This is a genomic window from Streptomyces yangpuensis (assembly GCF_024666385.1).
GTDB classification, from domain to species: Bacteria; Actinomycetota; Actinomycetes; order Streptomycetales; family Streptomycetaceae; genus Streptomyces; species Streptomyces yangpuensis.
In genome coordinates this window covers 1,514,192-1,539,282 of the sequence record NZ_CP102514.1, presented here as the reverse complement: position 1 = coordinate 1,539,282, position 25,091 = coordinate 1,514,192, and the positions used below count along the sequence as shown (strand labels likewise).

General features: G+C 73.4%; 24 protein-coding genes. 20 read left to right on the top strand and 4 right to left on the bottom strand.

Features of this window, described 5'->3' with window-relative positions; genetic code table 11:
- Positions 1-97: 97 nt before the first annotated feature.
- From NRK68_RS07130 to NRK68_RS07120, 3 genes are read left to right on the top strand one after another with little or no spacing between them, the layout of a single operon-like run.
- Positions 98-931 carry a hypothetical protein gene (locus NRK68_RS07130; RefSeq protein WP_257855358.1) on the top strand — a complete coding sequence of 278 codons (834 nt, stop codon included), beginning with the start codon at positions 98-100 and terminating at the stop codon, positions 929-931.
- On the top strand, positions 928-2,154 hold the full coding sequence (gene mycP, locus NRK68_RS07125; protein ID WP_257855357.1) for a type VII secretion-associated serine protease mycosin: 1,227 nt from the start codon (positions 928-930) through the stop codon (positions 2,152-2,154). Before NRK68_RS07130 ends, mycP begins: the two co-directional genes overlap by 4 nt.
- A gap of 21 nt (positions 2,155-2,175) precedes the next feature.
- A complete protein-coding gene (locus NRK68_RS07120; protein ID WP_257855356.1) occupies positions 2,176-2,919 on the top strand; it encodes an SseB family protein in 744 nt (247 codons plus the stop codon).
- Positions 2,920-2,994: 75 nt separating this feature from the next.
- On the opposite strand, the gene NRK68_RS07115 is transcribed toward NRK68_RS07120, so the two are convergent.
- Positions 2,995-3,378 (bottom strand): DUF1844 domain-containing protein, encoded by a 384-nt coding sequence (locus NRK68_RS07115; RefSeq protein WP_030963249.1) that lies wholly within the window; start codon positions 3,376-3,378, stop codon positions 2,995-2,997.
- A 325-nt stretch (positions 3,379-3,703) separates the two neighbouring features.
- Between NRK68_RS07115 and infC the strand changes: the two genes are divergently transcribed.
- The 10 genes from infC (at position 3,704) to NRK68_RS07065 (ending at position 14,904) form a co-directional block, all read left to right on the top strand.
- The gene (gene infC / locus NRK68_RS07110) at positions 3,704-4,417 is read left to right on the top strand and encodes a translation initiation factor IF-3 (RefSeq protein WP_046780439.1); all 714 of its coding nucleotides are present in this window, start codon (positions 3,704-3,706) and stop codon (positions 4,415-4,417) included.
- Positions 4,418-4,521: 104 nt separating this feature from the next.
- The gene (rpmI, locus tag NRK68_RS07105; RefSeq protein WP_030012385.1) at positions 4,522-4,716 is read left to right on the top strand and encodes a 50S ribosomal protein L35; all 195 of its coding nucleotides are present in this window, start codon (positions 4,522-4,524) and stop codon (positions 4,714-4,716) included.
- A 106-nt stretch (positions 4,717-4,822) separates the two neighbouring features.
- Positions 4,823-5,209 (top strand): 50S ribosomal protein L20, encoded by a 387-nt coding sequence (rplT, locus tag NRK68_RS07100; protein ID WP_007263143.1) that lies wholly within the window; start codon positions 4,823-4,825, stop codon positions 5,207-5,209.
- A 198-nt stretch (positions 5,210-5,407) separates the two neighbouring features.
- The gene (locus NRK68_RS07095; protein ID WP_183067708.1) at positions 5,408-6,268 is read left to right on the top strand and encodes a TrmH family RNA methyltransferase; all 861 of its coding nucleotides are present in this window, start codon (positions 5,408-5,410) and stop codon (positions 6,266-6,268) included.
- A 57-nt stretch (positions 6,269-6,325) separates the two neighbouring features.
- Positions 6,326-7,567: a sensor histidine kinase gene (locus NRK68_RS07090; RefSeq protein ID WP_257855354.1), complete on the top strand. Its 1,242-nt coding sequence runs from the start codon at positions 6,326-6,328 to the stop codon at positions 7,565-7,567.
- Positions 7,568-7,719: 152 nt separating this feature from the next.
- Positions 7,720-8,847, top strand: coding sequence for a phenylalanine--tRNA ligase subunit alpha (pheS, locus tag NRK68_RS07085; RefSeq protein WP_183067647.1), 1,128 nt, complete (start codon positions 7,720-7,722; stop codon positions 8,845-8,847).
- Positions 8,847-11,375 (top strand): phenylalanine--tRNA ligase subunit beta, encoded by a 2,529-nt coding sequence (gene pheT / locus NRK68_RS07080; RefSeq protein WP_183067646.1) that lies wholly within the window; start codon positions 8,847-8,849, stop codon positions 11,373-11,375. The genes pheS and pheT overlap by 1 nt, the downstream gene beginning before the upstream one ends.
- A 152-nt stretch (positions 11,376-11,527) precedes the next feature.
- Positions 11,528-12,565: a PP2C family protein-serine/threonine phosphatase gene (locus NRK68_RS07075; protein WP_183067645.1), complete on the top strand. Its 1,038-nt coding sequence runs from the start codon at positions 11,528-11,530 to the stop codon at positions 12,563-12,565.
- Between the two features lie 411 nt (positions 12,566-12,976).
- Complete coding sequence (locus NRK68_RS07070; protein ID WP_183067644.1) at positions 12,977-14,317, top strand: NsdA family TPR-like regulatory protein; 1,341 nt, start codon at positions 12,977-12,979, stop codon at positions 14,315-14,317.
- 53 nt (positions 14,318-14,370) lie between these two features.
- Positions 14,371-14,904: an NUDIX hydrolase gene (locus NRK68_RS07065; protein ID WP_030029331.1), complete on the top strand. Its 534-nt coding sequence runs from the start codon at positions 14,371-14,373 to the stop codon at positions 14,902-14,904.
- 19 nt (positions 14,905-14,923) lie between these two features.
- Here NRK68_RS07065 and NRK68_RS07060 read toward each other — a convergent pair whose 3' ends face one another.
- Positions 14,924-15,817 carry a 3-hydroxybutyryl-CoA dehydrogenase gene (locus NRK68_RS07060; protein ID WP_046780433.1) on the bottom strand — a complete coding sequence of 298 codons (894 nt, stop codon included), beginning with the start codon at positions 15,815-15,817 and terminating at the stop codon, positions 14,924-14,926.
- A gap of 139 nt (positions 15,818-15,956) precedes the next feature.
- On the opposite strand from NRK68_RS07060, the gene NRK68_RS07055 reads away from it, so the two are divergent.
- Positions 15,957-17,198, top strand: coding sequence for a glycoside hydrolase family 10-like protein (locus tag NRK68_RS07055; protein ID WP_183067643.1), 1,242 nt, complete (start codon positions 15,957-15,959; stop codon positions 17,196-17,198).
- A 29-nt stretch (positions 17,199-17,227) separates the two neighbouring features.
- Here NRK68_RS07055 and NRK68_RS07050 read toward each other — a convergent pair whose 3' ends face one another.
- The gene (locus tag NRK68_RS07050; RefSeq protein WP_030656039.1) at positions 17,228-17,425 is read right to left on the bottom strand and encodes a DUF1918 domain-containing protein; all 198 of its coding nucleotides are present in this window, start codon (positions 17,423-17,425) and stop codon (positions 17,228-17,230) included.
- A 33-nt stretch (positions 17,426-17,458) separates the two neighbouring features.
- Entirely contained in the window at positions 17,459-18,388 is a 930-nt protein-coding gene (locus NRK68_RS07045) for a DMT family transporter (protein ID WP_257855353.1), read from the bottom strand.
- Between NRK68_RS07045 and NRK68_RS07040 the strand changes: the two genes are divergently transcribed.
- The 6 genes from NRK68_RS07040 to NRK68_RS07015 all read left to right on the top strand — a co-directional run bounded on the left by NRK68_RS07040 (position 18,387) and on the right by NRK68_RS07015 (position 25,086).
- Positions 18,387-19,844, top strand: coding sequence for an aminotransferase-like domain-containing protein (locus NRK68_RS07040; RefSeq protein ID WP_183067641.1), 1,458 nt, complete (start codon positions 18,387-18,389; stop codon positions 19,842-19,844). The two genes, NRK68_RS07045 and NRK68_RS07040, sit on opposite strands and share 2 nt — an antisense overlap.
- A gap of 32 nt (positions 19,845-19,876) precedes the next feature.
- Positions 19,877-20,452 (top strand): histidine phosphatase family protein, encoded by a 576-nt coding sequence (locus tag NRK68_RS07035; RefSeq protein ID WP_183067640.1) that lies wholly within the window; start codon positions 19,877-19,879, stop codon positions 20,450-20,452.
- A 305-nt stretch (positions 20,453-20,757) separates the two neighbouring features.
- On the top strand, positions 20,758-21,786 hold the full coding sequence (argC, locus tag NRK68_RS07030) for an N-acetyl-gamma-glutamyl-phosphate reductase (protein ID WP_183067639.1): 1,029 nt from the start codon (positions 20,758-20,760) through the stop codon (positions 21,784-21,786).
- Positions 21,783-22,955, top strand: coding sequence for a bifunctional glutamate N-acetyltransferase/amino-acid acetyltransferase ArgJ (gene argJ / locus NRK68_RS07025; RefSeq protein ID WP_257855352.1), 1,173 nt, complete (start codon positions 21,783-21,785; stop codon positions 22,953-22,955). Before argC ends, argJ begins: the two co-directional genes overlap by 4 nt.
- Positions 22,952-23,884: an acetylglutamate kinase gene (gene argB / locus NRK68_RS07020; RefSeq protein ID WP_183067637.1), complete on the top strand. Its 933-nt coding sequence runs from the start codon at positions 22,952-22,954 to the stop codon at positions 23,882-23,884. Before argJ ends, argB begins: the two co-directional genes overlap by 4 nt.
- Positions 23,881-25,086 carry an acetylornithine transaminase gene (locus NRK68_RS07015; protein WP_257855351.1) on the top strand — a complete coding sequence of 402 codons (1,206 nt, stop codon included), beginning with the start codon at positions 23,881-23,883 and terminating at the stop codon, positions 25,084-25,086. The genes argB and NRK68_RS07015 overlap by 4 nt, the downstream gene beginning before the upstream one ends.
- Positions 25,087-25,091: the final 5 nt, after the last annotated feature.

Genomic DNA, 25,091 nt, shown 5'->3' with positions numbered 1-25,091 from the left:
GCCCGGCCTCCCGCCCCGCGGGGAGCGGCGGGGCGTTCTCGGGGACCACGTAGAGTACGGACAGGCAGCCGTACGGAACGGGGGGCGGAGCCGCCGGATGACCACGACGACACCGCGGACCACGATCCCGGGCGAGCCCGACCCCTGGTCCCCGCCGCCCCAGCCCGCCCACGCACCACCGCGCCGCCACCCCGGCCGCGTCGCGGCCGCCACCCTCTGCCTCCTCCTCGGCGGCGGCCTCCTCGGCGGCGCCGCCGTCACCACCTGGTCCGAACACCGCGCCGCGCACAGCCCCCTGCCCGCCGACGCCGCTCACCGCAAGGCCGGCTCGCTCTGGCGCTCGGCCCCCGTGGACAGCCTCCTCCCGCCCGTCCTCGCCGGCCCCTCGGCCGGCCCCGGCGGCGCCGACCGCACCTGGACCCGCATCGCCCTCGCCCCCGACGCCGACTGTCCGGCCGCCCTCGCGGCGGACTGGCAGGCCCTGCTGGCCCCCACCGGCTGCACCCGCGTCCTGCGCGCCACCTACACCGACGCCACCCGCAGCTCCCTGATCGCCGTCGGCATGGTCTTCACCCCCGCCGACGGACCCACGATGAAGACGCTCGACGGCCGCCTCCCCGCCCCGCCCGGCTACGGGTTCGACGACAGCCGGCGGGCCGCCTGGGCGGCCTCCGTACGCACGGAGGCCCCCGTCGTCGTGTACGCCGTCTCCGCCTTCGCCGACGGCCGTACCCAGGACGCCCCCCGCCCCGCCGAGGACCTCGTCAAGAAGGACGCCACGGGCGCGGCCGCCCAGGCCGGCCTCGGCCACGACGCCAAGGCCCTCGCCGAACGCCTGGGGCACGGCCTGGCGACCCTCGCCGCACCACCCGCAACGGACGCAACGGACGCCACCGCGCGCGCCACACCCGCCTCGAAGGCCGCACGATGACCCCCGCCCCCGCCCGCGCACAAACCTCCGCCCCCGCCCCCGCCCGCGCCGCGGCCGTGCTCGCCGCCGTCGCGCTGCTCGCGACCGCCACCGCCGCCCCGGCCGCCGCCGACACCATCCGCGACCGCCAGTGGGGCCTCCTGGCCCTGCGCGCCGAGGAGGCCTGGGGGACCACCCGCGGCGACGGCGTGACCGTCGCCGTCCTCGACACCGGCGTCGACGAGTCCCACCCGGACCTGTCCGGGCAGGTCCTCGCCGGCACCGACCTCATCGGCATGGGCGCGGGCCCCGGCGACCGCGCCTGGGCCCGCCACGGGACGGCCATGGCGAGCATCATCGCCGGGCACGGCCACGGCCCCAGCCGGAGCCAGGGCGTCCTCGGCATCGCCCCCCAGGCGCGGATCCTGCCGGTACGGGTGATTCTCGAAGAGGGGGACCCGGGCCGCGCCAAGGCCCGCGAGAGCAAGGGCGGCGCCCTGGCCGAAGGGATCCGCTGGGCCGTGGACCACGGGGCCGACGTCATCAACCTGTCCCTCGGCGACGACAGCGACTCCGCCCACCACGAGGCGGGCGAGGACGAGGCCGTCCAGTACGCCCTCTCCAAGGGCGTGGTCGTCGTCGCCTCGGCGGGCAACGGCGGCGAGTCCGGCGACCGCGTCTCCTACCCGGCCGCCTATCCGGGAGTCATCGCCGTGACCGCCGTCGACCGCCGCGGCCGTAAGGCCAAGTTCTCCACGCGCAACTGGTACGCCACCGTGAGCGCCCCCGGCGTCGACGTCGTCATCGCCGACCCCGACCGCTCCTACTACGAGGGCTGGGGCACCAGCGCAGCGGCGGCCTTCGTCTCCGGGGCGGCGGCCCTCGTCAAGGCCGCGCACCCCGACCTGTCCCCGGCCCAGGTCAAGAAGCTGCTGGAAGACACCGCCTCCGACTCCCCGGCGGGCGGCCGCGACGACGCCCGCGGCCACGGCATGGTGGATCCCGCCGCCGCCCTGCAGGTCGCGGAGGCGATGCGGCCGGAGGCCGCGGTGCCCGCCCCGGCCGCGGCCGGGAGCACGTACTTCGGCCCGGGTCCCGAGCCGGTCCGCCCGCCCGAGCGGTCCGCCCGGCTCGGCGCCCCGGCCGCCGCGGTCGCCGGAGCGGCACTGCTCGTCCTGGCCGCCGTACTGGCCCGGAGGCCGCGACGGGGTACCCGGGGCGGCGACGCGCACCCGGCACAGTAGGGTCGGGTAACTGTGGCGAACATGGCGAACAAGAACATTCCCGACCCGGGCTTCTCCGACGACGACGGCTCCGCCGATCCCGAGCTGACCGCGGCCCTCGCCGCGTGGGCCGAGGACCGCACCCAGGAGCCGCGGGTGCTGGCCGCGCTCAAGGGCGCCCGGCTGCTGGTCCCGGTGGTCGCGATGCTCGGCGAGGTGGAGACCGACCCGGAGACCGGCCTCAAGCGGGAGAAGACCAGCGACATGGCCGTCCCGACCCTGCGGGCGGGCGACCGCCGGGCCCTGCCCGCCTTCACCTCGATCGCCTCGCTCGCGCTGTGGGACCCGGCCGCCCGGCCGGTGGCCGTCCCGCTGCACCAGGCACTGGCGGCCGCCGCACACGAGAAGGCCGACACCATCGTGGTGGACCTGGCCGGCCCGGTCGCCTACCAGCTGACCGGTCCCGCGCTGCTCGCGCTCGCCGAGGGCCGCACGGACACCGACCCGCTGGCCGACCCGGCGGTGCGGGAGGCCGTACGGGCCGCCGTGTCCGGCGAGCCGGCCGTACTGCGCGCCCACCTCGGCCCGGGCGGGCCCGACGCCGACGGAATCCTCGCGATCGTGCTCGCCGCCGACGACGCGCAGGCGCCCGCCGCGGCCCGCCGCGTCGCCGAGGCCCTGGCGGCGGACACCACCCTGCGGGCCCGCCTGGTGCGCGGCCTGAACCTGGCGCTGCTGCCGGCGGACGCCCCGGTCCCGCCCGGCGAGCCGCTCTTCACCCGCTGAACGACGAAGGAGGGGCGGGCCGTGGATCACGGCCCGCCCCTCCTTCGCCGTTCCCGGTACGGGACCGGCCGGTGATCAGCCGAAGACCGGACCGGTGAACTTCTCGCCCGGGCCCTGGCCCGGCTCGTCCGGCACGATCGAGGCCTCGCGGAAGGCCAGCTGCAGCGACTTCAGGCCGTCGCGCAGCGGGGCGGCGTGGAAGGAGCTGATCTCGGTGGCGCTCGCGGTGACCAGGCCGGCGAGGGCCGTGATCAGCTTGCGGGCCTCGTCGAGGTCCTTGTGCTCGGAGTCCGGCTTGTCCAGGCCCAGGTTGACCGCCGCGGCGCTCAGCAGGTGCACGGCCACCGTGGTGATCACCTCGACGGCGGGCACGTCCGCGATGTCGCGGGTCATGGCGTCGTAGTCGGGGGCGCCGTCGGCAGCGGAATCGGTGGGGGTGGAGGGTGTCGCGTCAGTCATGCGCCCCACGATATGCCGTGCGGCGGGCTTGCAACGCGGGTGCTAGTATGTACATCGACCGGCCGGATGCTGTGGTGTCCGGCCCACAAGTGGAGGCTCCGTTCTCCCACCTGACCGCCTTCCGGGGCGGCGGGTCACCGGTCAGGCGGCATCCATCGTTCCGTACGGACGATGGAAAGCCGCCCGAGTCTGCGCCCCGCGTCTCGCATGCGGCGGTGCTCCGGTCGTATTGGAGCCCCTGCCTGTGCCCGGCGGGGCTTTTTTCATTCTCCCGCTGTGGTCGGTCTGACGGAAATACACGTCAGCGGCTGTCTGCCAGGCAGTCGTGTGGTGCTACCGAGGAGGATCCATCAGCACCGAGCCCCGCATCAACGACCGGATTCGCGTTCCCGAGGTACGACTCGTCGGTCCCAGCGGCGAGCAGGTCGGCATCGTGCCGCTTGCCAAGGCGCTTGAGCTCGCGCAGGAGTACGACCTCGACCTGGTCGAGGTCGCGGCGTCCGCACGCCCGCCGGTCTGCAAGCTCATGGACTACGGCAAGTTCAAGTACGAGTCGGCCATGAAGGCCCGTGAGGCGCGCAAGAACCAGGCGCACACGGTCATCAAGGAAATGAAGCTCCGGCCGAAGATCGACCCGCACGACTATGACACCAAGAAGGGTCACGTCGTTCGGTTCCTCAAGCAGGGCGACAAGGTCAAGATCACGATCATGTTCCGTGGTCGCGAGCAGTCCCGGCCGGAACTCGGCTACCGACTGCTGCAGCGTCTCGCTTCGGACGTCGAGGAGCTCGGCTTCATCGAGTCGAACCCGAAGCAGGACGGCCGAAACATGATCATGGTCCTCGGTCCGCACAAGAAGAAGACCGAGGCGATGGCCGAAGCCCGCGAGGCGCAGGCCGCCCGCAAGGCCGAGCGCCAGGGTGCCGCCGCTGCCGACGAGGCGACTCCTTCCAAGGAGGCCGCCCCGGTCGAGGCGACGGACACCAAGGATGCCGAGGTCACCGAGGCCGACGCCGGTGAGGCGAACGCCGAGGCCTGATTCCGAGGCACCTGTCTCGAATCACCTACACACCATGACGCTCCCACCAGCCGGTCCGGTCCGGACCGGCGAGGGAGCGCCACCGACGAGGAGATAACGGCGCCATGCCGAAGAACAAGACGCACAGCGGTACCAAGAAGCGCTTCAAGGTCACCGGCTCCGGCAAGGTGCTCCGCGAGCGCGCCGGCAAGCGCCACCTGCTCGAGCACAAGTCGTCCCGTGTCACCCGCCGCCTCACCGGCAACGCGGAGATGGCTCCCGGCGACGCCGCGAAGATCAAGAAGCTTCTCGGCATCTGACATCCACCGCTCCCCTGCCGGGAGCGGATGCATGTCGAGACCGGGACCCCATCGAATTTCCGGGTCGTGTGAAGACACCCACGGCCCCGCTACAAGGAGTTAAAAAGTGGCACGCGTCAAGCGGGCAGTAAACGCCCACAAGAAGCGCCGGGCGATCCTCGAGGCGGCCTCCGGCTACCGCGGTCAGCGTTCGCGCCTGTACCGCAAGGCCAAGGAGCAGGTCACCCACTCGCTGGTCTACAACTTCAACGACCGCAAGAAGCGCAAGGGCGACTTCCGTCAGCTGTGGATCCAGCGCATCAACGCCGCTGCCCGCCAGAACGGCATGACGTACAACCGCCTCATCCAGGGTCTGAAGGCCGCCAACATCGAGGTGGACCGCAAGATCCTCGCGGAGCTGGCCGTCAACGACGCCAACGCGTTCGCCGCGCTCGTCGAGGTCGCGCAGAAGGCCCTCCCGGCCGACGTCAACGCCCCCAAGGCCGCCGCGTAAGGCCTGGCCGGCCGCTCGATCGGCCGGCACCCTCGGACCCGCAGGCGAACCGCCTGCGGGTCCGAGTGCTTTCCCCGCCCCGCAGGGGGCGCACCGCCCGCGCTCCGCGCGTTGCGCGCGCCCCGCACCACCGGGCTCCGCACCACCGCGCCCTGGGCGCCCGCACCCCGAGAGAGAACCGCAGAGACCATGGCTGACCTGGGTCACCCCGCCGAGCTGATCTCCCCCCGATCCCCGCGGGTGGCCGCCGCCAGGCGGCTGGCGCGGCGCAACTTCCGCACCAAGGAGCGCCGGTTCATCGCCGAGGGCCCCCAGGCGGTCCGCGAGGCCGTCGAGCACCGCGGCCCCACGGGCGCCCCGACCCTGATCGAGCTGTTCGCCACGGTCGAGGCCGCCGAGCGCTACTCCGAGATCATCGGTGCGGCCCTGGATGCGGGCGCCCGCGTGCACCACGCCTCCGACGAGGTGCTCGCCGAGGTCTCCCAGACCGTCACCCCGCAGGGACTCGTCGGTGTCTGCCACTTCCTCGACTCGCCCTTCGAGGAGATCCTCAAGGCCGGGCCCAAGCTCGTCGCGGTCCTCGCGCACGTCCGCGACCCCGGCAACGCCGGTACGGTGCTGCGCTGCGCGGACGCCGCCGGCGCCGACGCGGTGGTGCTGACCGACGCCTCGGTCGACCTCTACAACCCCAAGTCCGTACGGGCCTCCGTGGGCTCCCTCTTCCACCTCCCGGTCGCGGTCGGCGTCCCGGTGGAACAGGCCGTGGAGGGGCTGCGCGCGGCCGGCGTACGGATCCTGGCGGCCGACGGAGCCGGTGAGGACGACCTCGACGCCGAACTGGACGCGGGCACCATGGGCGGCCCCTCCGCCTGGGTCTTCGGCAACGAGGCCTGGGGCCTGCCGGAGGAGACCCGGGCCCTCGCGGACGCCGTCGTGCGGGTCCCGATCCACGGGAAGGCGGAGAGCCTGAACCTGGCGACGGCCGCCGCCGTGTGCCTCTACGCATCCGCGCGTGCACAGCGGGCGCCCGGAGGGTGCCGCTCCGTGACCCCCAGCTAGTAGTGTGGCGGCCCGGAGGGGCCCACTGCGCTACTCGGAGATGTGGGGTACGGGGACATGACCGTCGGTACGAACAGCTCACCCGGAGCCGCTGACGCGGCCGAGGAGCGGTTCCGGGACGCCCCCGCAGCCCCGGCCGCGGCCGTGGATGGGCTGTGCGGCGTGCCGCCGCAGGCCGTGGACTCGGGCCGCGCGCGAGGCGCCCGGCCGCCGGTCCGGACCGGCCGGGCGGCCGGCGAGGCCCCGGCCGGCGGCCTCGGCTTCGCGATGGACCCCGACTGCCTGCCCGACGGGCTCGTCGTCGCCGACGAGCGCGGCCGGGTGGTCTGCTTCAACGCGGCCGCCGCCCGGATCACCCAGCTCGCGCCGGAGCGGGCGCTCGGCGCCCCCATCGACCGGGCCCTTCCGCTGGAGGACCTCGAAGGCCGCCGCTGGTGGGCGCTGACGGACCCGTACGGGGGCCTCGCCACCCGCCGCGGGCAGCCCGAGCGGAACCTGCTGCTCCCCGGGGGCCGCGAGGTGCTCGTCTCCGCGAGCTACGTCCGCACCCACCCCACCGGCCCGGTGCGCCGCCTCGTGGTCACCCTGCGCGGCACCGAGGCCCGCCGCCGCACCGAGCGCAGCCACGCCGAACTGATCGCCACCGTCGCCCACGAGCTGCGCTCCCCGCTGACCTCCGTCAAGGGGTTCACCGCGACCCTGCTCGCCAAGTGGGAACGGTTCACGGACGACCAGAAGCGGCTGATGCTGGAGACCGTCGACGCCGACGCCAACCGCGTCACCCGCCTCATCGCGGAGCTCCTGGACATCTCGCGCATCGACTCCGGCCGGCTGGAGGTGCGCCGCCAGCCGGTGGACATCGCCACCGCCGTGGGCCGGCACGTCCAGGCGCTCACCGCGAACGGCCAGGACCCCGCACGCTTCCTCGTCAGCGTCAGCCGCCCGCTGCCCGACCTGTGGGCCGATCCGGACAAGATCGACCAGATCCTGGGCAACCTCCTCGAAAATGCGGTGCGCCACGGCGAAGGAACGGTCACCATCGGGGTGTCGCCGCATGAGAAGGGAACCGCCGTCACCGTGTCCGACGAAGGCCCCGGGATCCCCGAGGAGTCGATGGCCCGCGTCTTCACCCGCTTCTGGCGGGGAAGCAAGCGCGGCGGCACCGGCCTGGGCCTGTACATCGTCAAGGGCATCGTGGAGGCGCACGGCGGCACCATCACGGTCGGCCGCGGCCCCGGAGGGGGCGCCGAGTTCCGATTTATCCTGCCCGTGAGCGCCCCGGCCTATCTCACGCAGTAGTCCTGCGGAGGGTCTCGCCGGGCGGCCCACGGGCTCCTTCACCCCCAGCGACCTTTAGACTCGTCCTTTGGCACCTTTGTGTCCTTGTGCCGAGCGCGTCCTGCGCGTCGCGCGGGGGACCCACCAGCCAGCCATCGGAAGTACGGGAAGAGATGTCGGCACCGAACAAGTCGTACGACCCTGTCGAGGTCGAGGCACTGAAACCGGAAGAGATCGAGCGCATGCGGGACGAGGCGCTCGCCGCCTTCGCGTCCGCCGGCGACCTCGACGCGCTGCGCGAGGCGAAGACCGCGCACATGGGCGACCGCTCGCCCCTGGCGCTCGCCAACCGCGAGATCGGCGCCCTGCCCCCGCAGGCCAAGGCCGATGCGGGCAAGCGCGTCGGCCAGGCCCGCGGCGCCGTGAACAAGGCCTTCGGGGCCCGTACCGTCGAGCTCGAGGCCGAGCGCGACGAGCGGGTGCTGGTCGAGGAGGCGGTGGACGTCACGCTGCCGTACGACCGCACGCCCGCCGGCGCCCGCCACCCCCTGACCACGCTGATGGACCGCGTCGCGGACATCTTCGTCGCCATGGGCTACGAGGTCGCGGAGGGCCCCGAGGTCGAGGCGGAGTGGTTCAACTTCGACGCCCTCAACTTCACGCCCGACCACCCGGCGCGCCAGATGCAGGACACCTTCTTCGTCAAGGGGCCCGAGGGCACCGAGGGCGACGAGTCCGGTGTCGTGCTGCGCACCCACACCTCCCCGGTGCAGGCGCGCTCGCTGCTGGAGCGCAAGCCCCCCGTCTACATCGTCTGCCCGGGCCGCGTGTACCGCACCGACGAGCTCGACGCGACGCACACCCCGGTCTTCCACCAGGTCGAGCTGCTCGCCGTGGACGAGGGCCTGACCATGGCTGACCTGCGCGGCACCATCGACCACATGGTCAAGGAGCTGTTCGGCGAGGAGACCACCACCCGGCTGCGCCCGCACTTCTTCCCCTTCACCGAGCCGTCCGCCGAGATGGACATGCAGTGCTACGTGTGCCGCGGCGAGTCGGTGGGCAACCCCGACCGTCCCTGCCGCACGTGTTCCAGCGAGGGCTGGATCGAGCTCGGCGGCTGCGGCATGGTCAACCCCAAGGTGCTGACCGCCTGCGGTGTGGACCCGGAGAAGTACAGCGGGTTCGCCTTCGGCTTCGGCATCGAGCGGATGCTGATGTTCCGTCACAACGTTGAAGACATGCGAGACATGGTCGAGGGTGACGTTCGTTTCACCCGGCCTTTCGGGATGGAGATCTGATGCGGGTCCCGCTTTCGTGGCTGCGGGAGTACGTCGACCTCCCCGCCGGTGAATCCGGTCGCGACGTCGCGGCCAAGCTCGTCGACGCCGGCCTGGAGGTCGAGACGGTCGAGCAGCTCGGCGCCGGCCTCAAGGGCCCCCTCGTCGTCGGCCAGGTGCTGACCATCGAGGAGCTCGAGGGCTTCCGCAAGCCGATCCGGTTCTGCACCGTCGACGTCGGCTCCGCCAACGGCACCGGTGAGCCGCAGGAGATCGTCTGCGGCGCCCGGAACTTCTCCGTCGGCGACAAGGTCGTCGTGGTCCTGCCCGGCGCCGTCCTGCCCGGCGACTTCGCGATCGCCGCGCGCAAGACGTACGGCAGGACCTCGCACGGCATGATCTGCTCCGGCGAGGAGCTCGGCATGGGCGACGACGGCACGCACGGCATCATCGTGCTGCCGCCGGAGCACGAGACCGGCACCGACGCGATCGAGCTGCTCCAGCTCGTCGACGAGGTGCTGCACATCGACGTCACCCCGGACCGCGGCTACTGCATGTCCCTGCGCGGCATCGCCCGCGAGGTGGCCACCGCCTACGGCCTGCCGCTGCGCGACCCGGCCCTGCTCGACGTGCCCGGACCGAACTCGTACGGCTACCCGGTCAGGATCGACGACCCGGCCGGCTGCGACCGCTTCACCGCCCGCACCGTCACCGGTCTCGACCCCGAGGCCCGCTCCCCGATCTGGCTCCAGCGCCGCCTGCAGAAGGCCGGCATGCGCCCGATCTCGCTCGCCGTCGACATCACCAACTACGTGATGCTCGAACTGGGCCAGCCGCTGCACGCCTACGACCGCTCGCGGATCGACGGCACCATCGGCGTCCGCCGCGCCGAGCAGGGCGAGAAGTTCACCACCCTCGACGGTGTCAAGCGCACGCTCGACGCCGAGGACCTGGTGATCACCGACAACAGCGGGCCGATCGGTCTCGCCGGTGTCATGGGCGGCGCCAACACCGAGATCGCCGACTCCGTCACCGACCCGGAGACCGGCGCCGTCACCGGCACCACCGACGTGGTCATCGAGGCCGCGCACTTCGACTCCGTGTCGATCTCGCGCACCGCCCGCCGCATGAAGCTCTCCTCCGAGGCCTCCAAGCGCTTCGAGCGGGGCGTCGACCCGCTGGCCGCCGCCGCGGCCGCACAGCGCACCGTCGACCTGCTCGTACTTCTCGCGGGCGGCACCGCCGAGGCCGGGGTCACCGAGGTCATCGCCCCCGGCGCGCCGCGCACCATCGCGATGGCCGCCGACCACCCGGACCGGGTCGCGGGCATGGACTACGGCCGTGAGACCGTCGTACGCCGCCTCCAGGAGATCGGCTGCGACGTCTACGGCCAGGACGAGCTCGTCGTCACGCTGCCCTCGTGGCGGCCCGACCTCGCCGCACCCAACGACCTCGCCGAAGAGGTCATCCGGCTGGAGGGCTACGGGAACCTCCCGTCGACCCTGCCGCAGGTGCCCTCCGGCCGCGGCCTGACCGCCCGCCAGCAGCTGCACCGCCGGGTCGGCCGCGCGCTGGCCGGCGCCGGCTACGTCGAGGCGCTCAGCTACCCCTTCCTCGGGGAGGGCGTCTTCGACCAGCTCCAGCTGCCGGCGCACGACGCCGCCCGCCAGGTCGTCACGCTGGTCAACCCGCTCTCCGACGAGGAGCCGGCGCTGCGCACCACGCTGCTGCCGGGTCTGCTCGGCGCGCTGCGCCGCAACGACAGCCGGGGCAGCCACGACCTCGCGCTCTTCGAGACCGGTTCGGTCTTCCGGGCCGCCGCGCAGCCGGGTGTCGCCGTACGGCTGCCCGTCGACCGGCGTCCCACCGACGAGGAGATCGCCACCCTGGACGCGGCGCTGCCCGCGCAGCCGCGGTACGCCGCGGTCGTGCTGGCCGGTGCCCGCGAGCAGGCCGGCTGGTGGGGCAAGGGCCGCCCGGCCGACTGGGCGGACGCCGTCCAGGCGGCCCGTGCGCTGGCCGTCGAGGCCGGCGCCGAGCTCGTCGTCCGCCAGGGCCAGTACGGCCCCTGGCACCCGGGCCGCTGCGCCGAGCTGGTCGTCACCATCGACGGTGTGGAGCAGGTCATCGGCCACGCCGGCGAGCTGCACCCGCGTGTGGTCAAGGCCATGGGCCTGCCGGCCCGCACCAGCGCGATGGAGCTCGACCTGGACCGCCTCGCCGCGGCCGGCGGAGAGGCCGTCCAGGCGCCCCGGATCTCCTCCTTCCCGGTGGCGACCCAGGACGTCGCGCTGATCGTGGACGCGTCCGTCCCGGCGTCCTCGGTGGAGGCCGCGCTGCGCAAGGGCGCGGGCGAACTCCTGGAGTCGCTGCGCCTGTTCGACGTGTTCACCGGTGAGCAGGTCGGCGAGGGCAAGAAGTCCCTGGCGTACGCGCTGCGCTTCCGCGCGACCGACCGGACCCTGACCGCCGAGGAGTCCACGGCCGCGCGCGACGCGGCGGTGGCGCTCGCCGGGGAGCGGACCGGGGCGGTGCTCCGGGGCGCGTAGCCGTACGGTCCTCGGACCCGTTCGAGGCCTGGTGAGGGGCCTGTCCGCCATCGGACAGGCCCCTCACTCATTCGGGTGAGAAGCTCCGCGGCCCATGTCGGGGGCCGCCGTCCGGTCGACACAATCGACCCGGCCGGAGGGGAGTCCTACGGATGATCACGCGCAGGGAGATGACCCGGGTGCGCCGGGTGTGCGTCGCCGCCTGGGGTGGTGCCGCGGTGTCCTGGGAGCTGGCCACGCCGGGGCCGCTGGTGCCGAGCCTGGCCACGTGTGCGGCGTTCCTGCTGCTGGCCACCGGGTGCGCGCTGCACATCCGGCGCGGGCTGCTGGCCGAGCTGCGCCGGTCGCAGGAGATCGCGGGCGCCGCGCAGCGGGCCCTGCTGCGGCCGCTGCCGGGCCGCGTCGACGGTGTGACCCTGGCCGCGGCGCAGCTCTCCGCGAGCCGGGGCGCCGCGGTGGGCGGCGATCTGTACGAGGCCGTGCCGACGGCGCACGGGATCCGGGTGGTCATCGGGGACGTACGCGGCCACGGGCTGCCGGCGCTGGGTGCGGCGGCGGCCGTCCTCGGGGCCTTCCGCGAGGCCGCGTACGACGAGCCGTCGCTCGGCGGTGTCCTGCTGCGGATGGAACGGGCCCTGGGCCGGCACGTACGGGACCGGGCCCGCGCGGAGCATCCGGCCGTGTGCGCCGGTGAGCCGGAGTCCCCGGCGGCCGAGGAGTTCGTGACGGTCCTGCTGCTCCAGATCGCCCCGGACGACACCCTGACCGCCCTGAACTGCGGCCACCCGTGGCCGTATGTGATCAGACCGGCCCCGGAGCCCTGCGCGGTGCGCAGCGGTGGCTCGGCCCCGGACCCCGCCTCCCGGTCGTCGCCCCGGTCGCCGGCGGGGCTCGCATGGCTCGCCGGGGAGACCCTGCCGCCGCTCGGCGTGGTGCCCTTACCGCCGGATCCGCGGCCGCAGGCGTGCGGGGAACTGCGGCCCGGGGAGACGCTGTTCCTGCACACCGACGGGGCCGAGGACGCGCGGGACGCCGCCGGGCGGTTCTTCCCGCTGCGGAGCGTCCTCGCCGAGGCGCCGCTCACGCCCGCGCGGCTGGTCGCAGGCGTGCACGCGGCCCTGCTGCGGCACACCGGCGGGAGACTCGCCGACGATGTCGCCCTGCTGGTGCTCCGCAACGACCGGCACTGACCACCGGCACCGACCACCGCACCGACCAGCGGCACGACCACCGGCACCGGCCACGCACGCCGGGCCCGGTGGATGGGCCCGGCGCGCGTCCGGTCCGGTCCGCCGCCGGGGCCCGGCGACCAACCGGGCGCCGGCGGAACCGGAAGGCGCCGCCCGCCTGCCATGGAGTGTCGGGCAGACAGCAGGACGGGCGGCGCGGTGACGGGTCGTCGCACTGTTCGAGGGGGAGCCGACGACCCGAGCTCCTCTTGGCGAGGGTCTTCAGTCAAGCGCCTCCGGGGGGCCGTGCGGCAGAGTGCGGAACGCATTTATGCGCGTACTTACTTCACACCCCGTGTGAATCGAATGCAGTACACCCCGTGTGAACCCTGCACCCACTAGCCTGATACCGACGAGCTCCGGGAGCGGCCCATGCAGCCCAATGTCCTGCTCGACGCCCTCCTCGCCGAGGCGGGCATGTCCCACGCCGGGCTCGCCGCGCACGTGAACCAGGCGGGGCGTATCCGCGGGCTGGCCCTGCGCTACGAACACACCGCCGTGACCCGGTGGCTGAAGGGGCAGCGGCCGCGCGGCCAGGTCCCCGACCTGATCTGCGAGGTGCTCGGCGGCCGGCTGCGGCGGCCCCTCGGGCTGGACGACATCGGCCTCGGCGTGCCGGACCAGCCGGTCTCCCTGCATGCGTCCCCGCTCAGCGGGTTCGTGGACCGGGCCGCCGCCCTGTGGCGCTCCGACGGCCAGGCCCGGCCCCAACTGCTCACCGCCGAGGCGGTCACCGGCACCCCGGCCGTCATCCCGGTCTGGGAATGGGAGAATCCGCCCGAGGACGCCGACGTCTCCCGCGACGGGCCCCTGCGGATCGGTCCGGAGCACGTCGAGATGCTGAAGGCCGCCCGCGTCCACTACGAGCTGATGTACCGCCGGGCCGGCGGCATGGCCACCCGTGACCGGATCGTCCGCTTCCTCGGCACCGAGACCGCGCCGATGCTGCGCGGGAGTTACCCCGACGACCTCGGCCGGCGGCTGCACCGGGCCACCGGCTCGCTGGTGGCGGTGGCGGGGATCTGCGCGTACGACTCGGACGCGCACGGGCTGGCCCAGCGCTACTTCCACCAGGCGCTGCGGCTGGCCAAGGCGAGCGGCGACCGGGGGCTCGGGGCGTATGTGATCGCCCTGATCGTCAACCAGTCCCTGCACCTGAGGGAGTACCGCCAGGCCGTCGCCTTCGCCGAGGCCGCCCTGCGGGCCGCGGGCCGGCACACCACCCCGGCGCTCGCCGCCGACCTGCACGCCATGCAGGCCAAGGCGTACGCCCAACTCGGCGACGCGCAGGCCGCGCTGGCGTGCATCCGGGGCGCCGAGGCGGCCGCCGCGCGGATCCGGCCGGGCAGCGAACCGGACGAGACCGGCTACGTGCAGCCCGGCCTCGTCAACGTGCAGGTCGCCGAGGCACTGCTCAGTCTGGGGGATCTGGAAGCCGCGCGGGTCCAGGCGGCCGCAGCCGTCGGTACCCCCGCGCACGACCGCGGCCGGGTGCACCGGCTGGCGATGCTCTGCGAGATCCAGCTACGGCAGGGGGAAGCGGACCGGGCCGCGGCGGGTGCGGCCGAGATGGCCGAGCGGGCCCGGGGGATGGAGTCGCTGCGGCTGCGCGACCGGCTGTACGCGGTCCGTGAACAGCTGCTGACCAGCGGTTGTTCGGACGCCCAGGAGACCGTGCGGCTCATCGACGGGGCATTGCGCGTTCCGCTGTGACAGGGCAACTGCTGCGATGTTTGCCACCTACTCGAACGGAAGGTGGCACAGCCGTGCAGTGGACGAACCTGAGTGAGCAGACTGTGTACAAGAACCGCTGGTTCGATGTGAATCTCGCCGATGTGGAACTTCCCGACGGCCGGCACCTGGACCACTTCGTGATCCGGCTGCGCCCGGTGGCCGTGGCCACGGCCGTCAACGAGGCCAACGAGGTGCTGCTGCTCTGGCGGCACCGCTTCATCACCGACAGCTGGGGCTGGGAACTGCCCGCCGGGGTGGTCGAGGACGGCGAGGACATCGCCGCCGCGGCGGCCCGCGAGATGGAGGAGGAGTCGGGCTGGCGGCCCGGCCCCCTCCACCACCTGATGACCGTCGAGCCGTCCAACGGTCTGACCGACGCCCGGCATCACCTGTACTGGGCGGACGGGGCCACCTACACCGGCCACCCCGAGGACGACTTCGAGTCCTCGCGCCGGGAGTGGGTCCCCCTCAAGCTCGTGCCGGACATGATCGCGGACGGGGAGATCCCGGCCGCCAACATGGCGGCCGGGCTGCTCCTGCTGCACCACCTGCGGCTCGGCAGGTAGCTGCGGCTCACCCGGGCGGTCAGCCGTACGGGTAGAAGCCCGCGCCCGTCTTGCGGCCCAGGCGGCCGGCGTCGACCATCCGCTGGAGCAGCGGAGGAGCGGCGTACAGCGGCTCCTTGTACTCCGCGTACATCGAGTCGGCGATCGAGGCGATGGTGTCCAGACCGATGAGGTCGGACAGCTTCAGCGGGCCCATCGGGTGGGCGCAGCCCAGCTCCATGCCGTTGTCGATGTCCTCGCGGCTCGCGATGCCCGACTCGAACATCCGGATCGCGGACAGCAGGTAGGGGACGAGGAGGGCGTTGACGACGAAGCCGGAGCGGTCCTGGGCGCGGACCGCGTGCTTGCCGAGCACGTCCCGCACCAGGGCCTCCGCCCGCTTGATGGTCTCCTCGCCCGTGGTCAGCGCCGGGATCAGCTCGACGAGCTTCTGCACGGGGGCCGGGTTGAAGAAGTGGATGCCGATGACCTGGTCGGGCCGCGAGGTCGCGACGGCCAGCTTGACCAGCGGGATCGAGGAGGTGTTGGAGGCGAGGATCGCGTCCGGCCGGGTGATCACCTGGTCCAGGACCTGGAAGATCTCCGTCTTGACCTGCTCGTTCTCGACGACCGCCTCGATGACGAGGTCGCGGTCGGCGAACTCGCCGAGGTCGGTGGTGAAGGTGAGGCGGGCCAGGGTGGCGTCCCGCTCCTCTTCGGTGATCTTGCCGCGCTCGGCGGCCTTGGTCAGGGAGTTCTGAAGCCGGGTACGGCCGATCTCCAGGGCTTCGCCGGTGGTCTCGGCGACCTTGACCTCAAGGCCGCTTCGGGCGCACACCTCGGCGATACCCGCGCCCATCTGGCCACAGCCCACTACGCCGACGCGTGTGATGTCGGAAGGGAGGTCAGTCACTTCGTGCCTTTCGCAGCTCATCCGTCGGCGGGTCCCCCGTACGATTCCGGCGCCCGCCACGCCCCCCGACGTTACTCCCGACCTTGCGCGGCACGGCGGGCCGGGGCGGGCATGCTGGGCGGGCACCGCGCATCGTCACTCAGCGAAACGGAGGCGTCACATGGCGCACATCGGCCGACGGGCACTGCTGGCAGGAGCGGCGGGGGTGATCGCCGCCGCGACGGGGGGACCGGTGTTCGCCGGGCCGCGCAGGTCCGGCCCGCTCCCCGCGGGGGGAGCCGGCACCCCCGAGTTCCGGGGGATGTGGATCGCGACCGTCTCGAACGTGGACTGGCCCTCGCGCAGCGGGCTGTCCGCGGCGACCCAGCGCAGGGAGCTGCTCGCCCTGCTCGACACCGCCGTCCGCCGCCGGCTCAACGCCGTGATCCTCCAGGTCCGGCCGGCCGCCGACGCGCTGTGGCCGTCCCCGTTCGAGCCCTGGTCGCAGTGGCTGACCGGACAGCAGGGGGTCGATCCGGGCTGGGACCCCCTCGGCACGGCCGTCGCCGAGGCGCACGCCCGCGGTCTGGAGCTGCACGCGTGGTTCAACCCGTACCGGGTGGCCAACCACACCGACTTCGACCGGCTGGTGCCCGAGCACCCGGCGCGGCAGGACGGCTGGACGGTCGAGTACGGCGGGAAGCTCTACTACAACCCCGGGGTGCCCGAGGTGCGCCGGTTCGTGCAGGAGGCCATGCTCGACGCGGTGACCCGCTACCCGCTGGACGCGGTCCACTGGGACGACTACTTCTACCCCTATCCGGTCGAGGGCGAGTACTTCGACGACGACGCCGCCTACGAGGAGTACGGCGGCGGCTTCTCCTCGCGGGCGGCCTGGCGCCGCGGCAACACCGACACCCTGGTCCGCGAGATGTCGCAGCGGCTGCGCGCCCTGCGGCCCGCGGTCAGGTTCGGCATCAGCCCCTTCGGGATCTGGCGCAACTCCGACCGGGACCCGGCCGGCTCGAAGACCCGTGGCCTCTCGGCGTACGACGACCTGTACGCGGACACCCGCAAGTGGGTCCGCCAGGGCTGGATCGACTACGTCGTGCCGCAGGCCTACTGGCACATCGGACATCCGACGGCCGACTACGCGGCGCTCGTCCCCTGGTGGGCCCGGACCGTCGCGGGCACCGGTGTGGACCTGTACGTGGGGGAGGGGCTGTACCGCTGCGACGCGAACAGCCCCACCGCGGCCTGGCGGGATCCGGCGGAGCTGTCCGAGCACGTGCGGTTCGCCCGCGGATACCCGGAGGTCCGCGGCCACGTCTACTTCTCGGCGAAGCAGGTGGCCGCGGACCCCAACGGGGCGATGGCACGTGTGGTCGCCGACCATTACGGCTCGGCCGTGCCGCCGCGGTGACTCAGTGCCTGTCGGTGCCCGTCAGAGTGTCAGTGCCTGGGCTCTGCGGGGTGGCGGACCACGCAGTCGGGTCCGGGAGCCATCAGCGCTTCGTGTCCGTCCTGGAAGCGGACCCGGTACGGGGGCGTCCCGTTCTCGCCGAGCACCTGGGTGATCTCGCCTACTTTGTCGGGTTGTCCGACGATCCTGCCGTGCTGCACCAGCTGGTCGCCCTCGGTAGCTCGCATGTCTGACCTCCTCGGTGGCGCTCCGATCCGGTGCTAGCAGTTTAGGTCGTTCCGGGGTTGTTTGACCCGTTGGGTCACCACGATGCAGACGAGAACCGCGCAGGCCGCGGCCGGTGCGGCGGGGGCGAGGTGCTCCCCGAGGAGCGCCACGGACCAGACCAGGGTCAGCAGCGGCTGCGCGAGCTGGAGCTGGCTGGCCCGGGGCGCTCCGATCTCGGCCATGCCCCGGTACCAGACGTACAGGCCGAGGAAGGTCGAGCCGGCCGCCGCCCAGACCAGCCCGGCCAGACCGTGGCCGGTGAGGTGCACCGGTTCGTACGCGAGCCCGAGCGCCGAGCCGGCCACGCTGAGCGGCAGGCACAGCACCAGGGCCCAGCCGATCACCTGCCAGCCCGGCAGGACACGGGCCAGCCGGCCGCCCTCGGTGTAACCGGCCGCACACACCAGCAGCGCGGCGAACAGGTACCCGTCGCCGGCGGAGAGGGAGCCGCCGCTCTGCGCCAGGGTGAAGCCGAGCACCACCACGGCCCCGGCCACGGCGGCGGCCCAGAAGGCCCGCGGGGGCCGGGTACCGGTGCGCAGCGCGGACAGTGCGGCCGTGGTCAGCGGAAGCAGGCCGACCACGACGGCGGCGTGCGAGGTGGTGGACGTCCGCAGCGCCAGGGTCGTCAGCAGCGGGAAGCCGACGACCACCCCGCCGGCGACGACGGCGAGCCCCGCCCAGTGCTCACGGGCCGGCGGCGCCACCCGGCGGGCCAGCAGGAAGACGCCCGCGACAGCGGCCGCCAAGACGCTGCGCAGGGCCACGAGGGACCACGGGCCGAAGCTCTCCAGGCCCCACGCGGTGGCGGGGAAGGTCAGCGAGAAGGCGACGACGCCGAGCGAGGCGAGAGCCGTACCCCGCAGCAGCGGATTCTTCACCGCTATCGCGTTCGGGAGAGTAGCGCTATTCTGTGCTGTCATGTATGAGCGTAGCAGTGTCGCGGAGCTGGCAGATTCACTGCGGTCCGAACTGAATCGCTACTCGATAGGTGGAAAGCTGCCGTCGAGCCGGGCCCTGGTCGAGCGCCACCGGGTCAGCCCTGTCACCGTCTCCCGGGCTCTCGCCCAGCTCGCCGCCGAAGGTCTCGTCGTCACCAGGCCCGGAGCCGGCGTCTTCCGCGCCGCGCCGCGTACGCCGCTGCCGGCGGCCGGGGACACCTCCTGGCAGGAGGTCGCCCTCAGCGCCGAGGGGGCCGGTGACATCGTCCCGCGCTCGGTGGACGCCTCCGGGGTGCTGGCCTGCCTGGCCGCGCCGCCGCCCTCGGTGATCGCCCTCAACAGCGGATACCTGCACTCCTCCATCCAGCCCGAGCGGGCCATGGCCGCCGCGCTCGCCCGGGCCGGGCGGCGCCCCGGGGCCTGGGACCGGCCGCCCATGGAAGGGCTGCCGGAGCTGCGCGACTGGTTCGCCCGCGAGATCGGCGGCGCGGTCGCGGCCGCCGACGTCCTGGTGACCGCGGGCGGGCAGAGCGCGCTGACCACCGCCCTGCGGGCGCTGGCCCCGCCCGGGGCGCCGGTCCTGGTGGAGTCCCCGACCTACCCCGGGCTGCTGGCCATCGCCCGCGCCTCCGGGTGCCGGCCGGTGCCCGTGCCGGTGGACGCCGACGGGGTCCGGCCGGAACTGCTGGCCGCCGCCTTCGAGGCGACCGGGGCGCGGGTGTTCGTCTGCCAGCCGCTCTTCCAGAACCCCACCGGCGCCGTCCTGGCTCCCGGGCGGCGCCCGGAGGTGCTGCGGATCGCGCGGGCCGCCGGGGCCTTCGTGGTCGAGGACGACTACGCCCGCGCGCTGGCCCACGACGACTCCGGGCCGCTGCCCGCGACCCTGGCCGCCGAGGACCACGACGGCGTCGTCGTGCATGTCAGGTCCCTGACCAAAGCCACCTCGCCCAGCCTGCGGGTCGGCGCACTGGCCGGCCGGGGCCCGGTGGTGGAGCGGCTGCGCGCCGTCCAGGTCGTGGACAGCTTCTTCGTACCCCGCCCGCTCCAGGAGGCGGCCCTGGAACTGGTCGGCGCGCCCGCCTGGCCGCGCCACCTGCGCACGGTGGCCGCCGAACTGCGCCACCGCCGCGACGTGCTCGCCGGCGCGCTGCGGCGGGAGCTGCCCGGCCTGACCGTGCCCCATCCGCCCACCGGCGGTTACCAGCTGTGGGCCAGGATGACCGGGGGCGGCGACGACGCGTCCTTCGCGGCCGCGGCCCTGCGCGCCGGTGTCGCGGTGGCTCCCGGACGCCCCTACTTCTGCGCCGAACCGCCCGCCCCGTACGTCCGGCTGAGCTTCGCCGGAGTCTCCGGCCCGGGCGAGCTGGTGGAGGCCGTCCAGCGGCTGAGGGCGGGCCTGGGCGAGGAGCCGGGCGGCGGCCTCACCTCCGATGCTTGACCCACCGCCACCGCGCGGCCCACCATCACCAGATGCATGTTCGGGTCTCGCTCGTCGCCGCAGCCCGCAGTTCCTCGCTGCTCGCCGAGCGCTTCGACGACGACCGTCCGCTGGACGGAGCCGGCTGGCGGTCGGTGGAGTCCGCCGCGCGGGGCCTGGTCCCCCTGGCGGCGGCCGAGTTGCGCTACTGCTCACCCACGCCGCGCAGCCGGGCCACCGGCGAGGCCCTCGGGTACGCGCCCCTGGCCCAGCCGGCGCTGCGCGAGTGCGACATGGGCCGCTGGCGGGGGCTGACCCTCGGCGAGGTGGCCTCGCAGGAGCCCGACGCGGTCGACCAGTGGCTCAGCGACCCGCTGGCTGCCCCGCACGGCGGGGAGTCGCTGCTCGCCTTCATCGCGCGGATCGGGGGGTGGCTCGACACCCGGCCGGCCGAGGACGGCGGCGCGATCGTGGCGGTGGCGGAGCCCTCGGTGGTCCGCGCCGCCCTCGTCTACGCCCTGCAGGCACCCCCGCTGACCTACTGGAACGTGGACGTCCGGCCGCTGTCGACGATGACCCTCACGGGCTGCCCCGGCCAGTGGCACCTCTGCCTCCAGGCCCCGGCCTGACCGGCCCCCTCGCGAACGGCCCCTCGCGAACGGCTCCGAACGCCCCGCTCGCGAACGGCCCCGAACGGCCCCTCGCGAACGGCCCGGCGCCCGGTGCCGCACCGGGCGTCCAGTGCGGTCCGGCTCCAAGGCCGGCTCCCGGCGCCACCGGCTGATTCGCCGCCGGGCCGGGGCCTTTCCTGCTAGACATCTTCCGTAGGGCGTCTGCCGCGCCCCGTCCCGTGCGTGACCCTCCCGCCGAGATCGAAGACATTGCATAAACGTGCGGAAGTACGTATAGTCATGCCATCGATGAGGAGGGTCCGATGGTGGTACGTGCAGCGGTGGCCGGAGCGAGCGGGTACGCGGGCGGAGAAGTCCTGCGCCTGCTGCTCTCGCACCCCGAGGTGGAGATCGGCGCGCTGACCGCCAACTCCAACGCCGGACAGTTCCTCGGCTCCCTGCAGCCGCACCTCGTGCCGCTCGCCGGACGCACCCTGGAGGCGACCACCCCGGAGGTACTCGCCGGCCACGACGTCGTCTTCCTCGCCCTCCCGCACGGCCAGTCCGCCGCCGTCGCCGCCCAGCTCGGCGACGACGTCCTCGTGGTCGACATGGGCGCCGACCACCGTCTGAAGGACGCCGCGGACTGGGACCGGTTCTACGGCGCCCCGCACGCCGGGACCTGGCCCTACGGCCTCCCCGAACTGCCCGGCGGCCGCGCCGGACTGGAGGGCGCCAAGCGGATCGCGGTCCCCGGCTGCTTCCCCACCGCCGTCTCCCTCGCGCTCTACCCGGCCTACCAGGCGCAGCTCGCCGAACCCGAGGCCGTGGTCGTCGCCGCCACCGGCACCTCCGGCGCGGGCAAGGCGCTCAAGGCGCACCTGCTCGGCGCCGAGGTCATGGGCAACGTGACCCCGTACGGGGTGGGCGGCGGCCACCGGCACACGCCCGAGATGGTGCAGAACCTCAGCCCGCTCGCGGGCGAGCGCGTCTCGGTCTCCTTCACGCCGACCCTCGTACCCATGGCCCGCGGCATCCTCGCCACCTGCTCGGCCAAGGCACGGCCCGGCACCACCGCGGAATCGCTGCGCGCCGCCTACGAGAAGGCGTACGCCGACGAGCCCTTCGTCCACCTGCTGCCCGAGGGCCGGATGCCGTCCACCAAGTCCGTCCACGGCTCCAACGCCGTCCACGTCCAGGTCGCCTACGACGAGTCCGCCCGGCGGATCATCGCCGTCAGCGCCATCGACAACCTCACCAAGGGCACCGCCGGCGGTGCGGTGCAGAGCATGAACATCGCCCTCGGGCTGCCCGAGCAGCTCGGGCTTTCCACGATTGGAGTCGCGCCGTGACGGTTACGGCTGCACAGGGATTCACGGCGGCGGGCATCGCCGCCGGAATCAAGGCCAACGGCAATCCGGACCTGGCCCTCGTGGTCAACCACGGGCCGCGCCTCGCCGCCGCGGGCGTCTTCACCTCCAACCGCGTCAAGGCCGCGCCCGTCCACTGGTCCGAGCAGGTCCTGCGCGGCGGCACCGTCAGCGCCGTCGTCCTCAACTCCGGCGGCGCCAACGCCTGCACCGGACCCAAGGGCTTCCAGGACACCCACGCCACCGCCGAGAAGGTCGCGGCCGTGCTCAACGAGAACGGCCCCGGCGAAGAACACAACGCCGGCGAGATCGCCGTCGCCTCCACCGGCCTGATCGGCGTCCTGCTCCCCATGGACAAGCTGCTCCCCGGCATCGAGACCGCCGCCGCGGCCCTGTCGGAGAACGGCGGCGAGGCCGCCGCCATCGCCATCAAGACCACCGACACCGTGCACAAGACGGCCACCGTCTCCCAGGACGGATGGACGGTCGGCGGCATGGCCAAGGGCGCCGGCATGCTCGCCCCGGGCCTGGCCACCATGCTCGTCGTCCTCACCACCGACGCCGACGTGGACGCCGCCGTCCTCGACAAGGCGCTGCGCTCCGCCACCCGCACCACCTTCGACCGGGTCGACTCCGACGGCTGCATGTCCACCAACGACACGGTGCTGCTGCTCGCCTCCGGGGCGTCCGGCGAGGTCCCCGCGTACGCGGACTTCGCCGAGGCGGTCCGCAAGGTCTGCGACGACCTGGCCCGCCAGCTGATCGGCGACGCCGAGGGCGCCAGCAAGGACATCCGCATCGAGGTCATCGGCGCGGCCAGCGAGGACGACGCGGTCGAGGTCGGCCGCTCCATCGCCCGCAACAACCTGCTCAAGTGCGCCATCCACGGCGAGGACCCCAACTGGGGCCGTGTGCTGTCCGCGATCGGCACCACCCGGGCCGCCTTCGACCCGGACCGGCTGGGCGTCGCCATCAACGGCGTGTGGGTCTGCAGGAACGGCGCGGTCGGCGAGGACCGCGACCTGGTCTCCATGAAGGACCGCGAGGTCCGCATCACCGCGGACCTGTCCAACGGCGGCGAATCCGCCGTCATCTGGGCCAACGACCTGACCGCCGAGTACGTCCACGAGAACAGCGCCTACTCCTCATGAGCGACGAGAAGGCCGGCCAGCCCGGCACCGCCCGCAAGCACACCGCCCTGCCCAAGGCGCAGATCCTCATCGAGGCCCTGCCCTGGCTCCGGCGCCACAACGGCAAGGTCGTCGTCATCAAGTTCGGCGGCAACGCCATGATCGACGAGGACCTCAAGGCCGCCTTCGCCCAGGACGTGGTCTTCCTGCACCAGGCCGGGCTCAAGCCGGTCGTCGTGCACGGCGGCGGCCCGCAGATCAATGCCCAGCTCGACAAGCAGGGCCTGGTCAGCGAGTTCAAGGCCGGCCTGCGCGTGACGACCCCGGAGGCCATGGACGTCGTACGGATGGTCCTGGCGGGCCAGGTCCAGCGCGAACTGGTCGGGCTGCTCAACCAGCACGGGCCGCTCGCCGTCGGCATGACCGGCGAGGACGCCCGCACCATCACCGCGACCAAGCACAGCCCGGAGATCGACGGCGAGATCATCGACATCGGCAGGGTCGGCGAGATCACCGACGTCGACACCGGCGCCATCGAGGCGCTGCTGGCCGACGGCCGGATCCCGGTCATCTCCTCCATCGCCCGCAGCGCCGACGACCACCACGTCTACAACGTCAACGCCGACACCGCGGCCGCGGCCCTCGCGGCCTCCCTCGGCGCCGAGACGCTGATGGTCCTCACCGACGTCGAGGGCCTCTACGCCGACTGGCCGCACAGCGACGAGGTCATCAGCCGGCTCACCGTCGGCGAGCTGGAGAAGCTGCTGCCCGAGCTGTCCAGCGGCATGGTCCCCAAGATGGAGGGCTGCCTGCACGCCGTGCGCGGAGGCGTCGGCACCGCCCGCGTCCTCGACGGGCGGATCCCGCACTCGATCCTGCTGGAGATCTTCACGGACTCCGGCATCGGCACGATGGTCGTGCCCGACCAGCAGCCAGGGGGAGCAGCATGACGCAGGGCACCGGCAACCAGGAGTACGGCGCACGCTGGCGGGGCGCGCTGACCGACAACTACGGCACGCCCGCCGTCGCCCTCGTACGCGGCCGCGGCGCCCAGGTGTGGGACGCCGACGGCAAGCAGTACACCGACTTCGTCGGCGGCATCGCCGTCAACGCCCTCGGCCACGCCCACCCGGCGATCGTCACGGCCGTGACCGAGCAGGTCTCCACGCTCGGCCACGTCTCCAACCTCTTCGCCTCCGAGCCGGTCGTCGCGCTCGGCGAGCGGCTGCTCCAGCTCTTCGGCCGCCCCGGCAAGGTCTTCTTCTGCAACTCCGGCGCCGAGTCGGTCGAGGCCGCCTTCAAGATCGGCCGGCTGACCGGGCGGACCCACATGGTCGCCACCGACGGCGGCTTCCACGGCCGGACCATGGGCGCCCTCGCGCTCACCGGCCAGCCGAAGAAGCAGGAGCCCTTCCTGCCCCTGCCGGGCGATGTCACCCACGTCCCGTACGGCGACGTCGAGGCCCTGCGGGCCGCCGTCACCGAGGAGACCGCGCTCGTCGTCATCGAGCCGATCCAGGGCGAGAACGGTGTCGTCGTACCCCCCGCCGGGTACCTGACGGCCGCCCGCGAGATCACCCGGGCCACCGGCACGCTGCTGGTCCTCGACGAGGTCCAGACCGGCATCGGCCGCTGCGGCCAGTGGTTCGAGCACCAGGCGCACGAAGGCGTCGAGCCCGACATCGTCACCCTGGCGAAGGGACTGGGCGGCGGCCTGCCGATCGGCGCCGTGGTCGCCTTCGGGCCCACCGCCGACCTTCTGAAGCCCGGCCAGCACGGCACCACCTTCGGCGGGAACCCCGTCGCCTGCGCCGCCGGACTCGCCGTCATCGACACCATCGCCGCCGAGGACCTGCTCGACCGGGTCAAGGTGCGGGGCGAGCGGCTGCGCTCCGGAATCGAGTCCTCCGGACACCCACTGGTATCCCACGTCAGGGGCGCCGGACTGCTCCTGGGTATCGTGCTGACCCAGCCGCTCGCAGCCCAGGTGCAGCAGGCGGCCCAGGACGCCGGCTTCCTGGTCAACGCGCCCGCCCCGGACGTCGTACGGCTCATGCCCCCGTACGTACTCACCGAGGCCGAGGCGGACGCGTTCGTCCGGGCACTGCCCGGCATTCTCGACGCAGCAGGCGGGGACGGATCCGGAGAATGAGACGA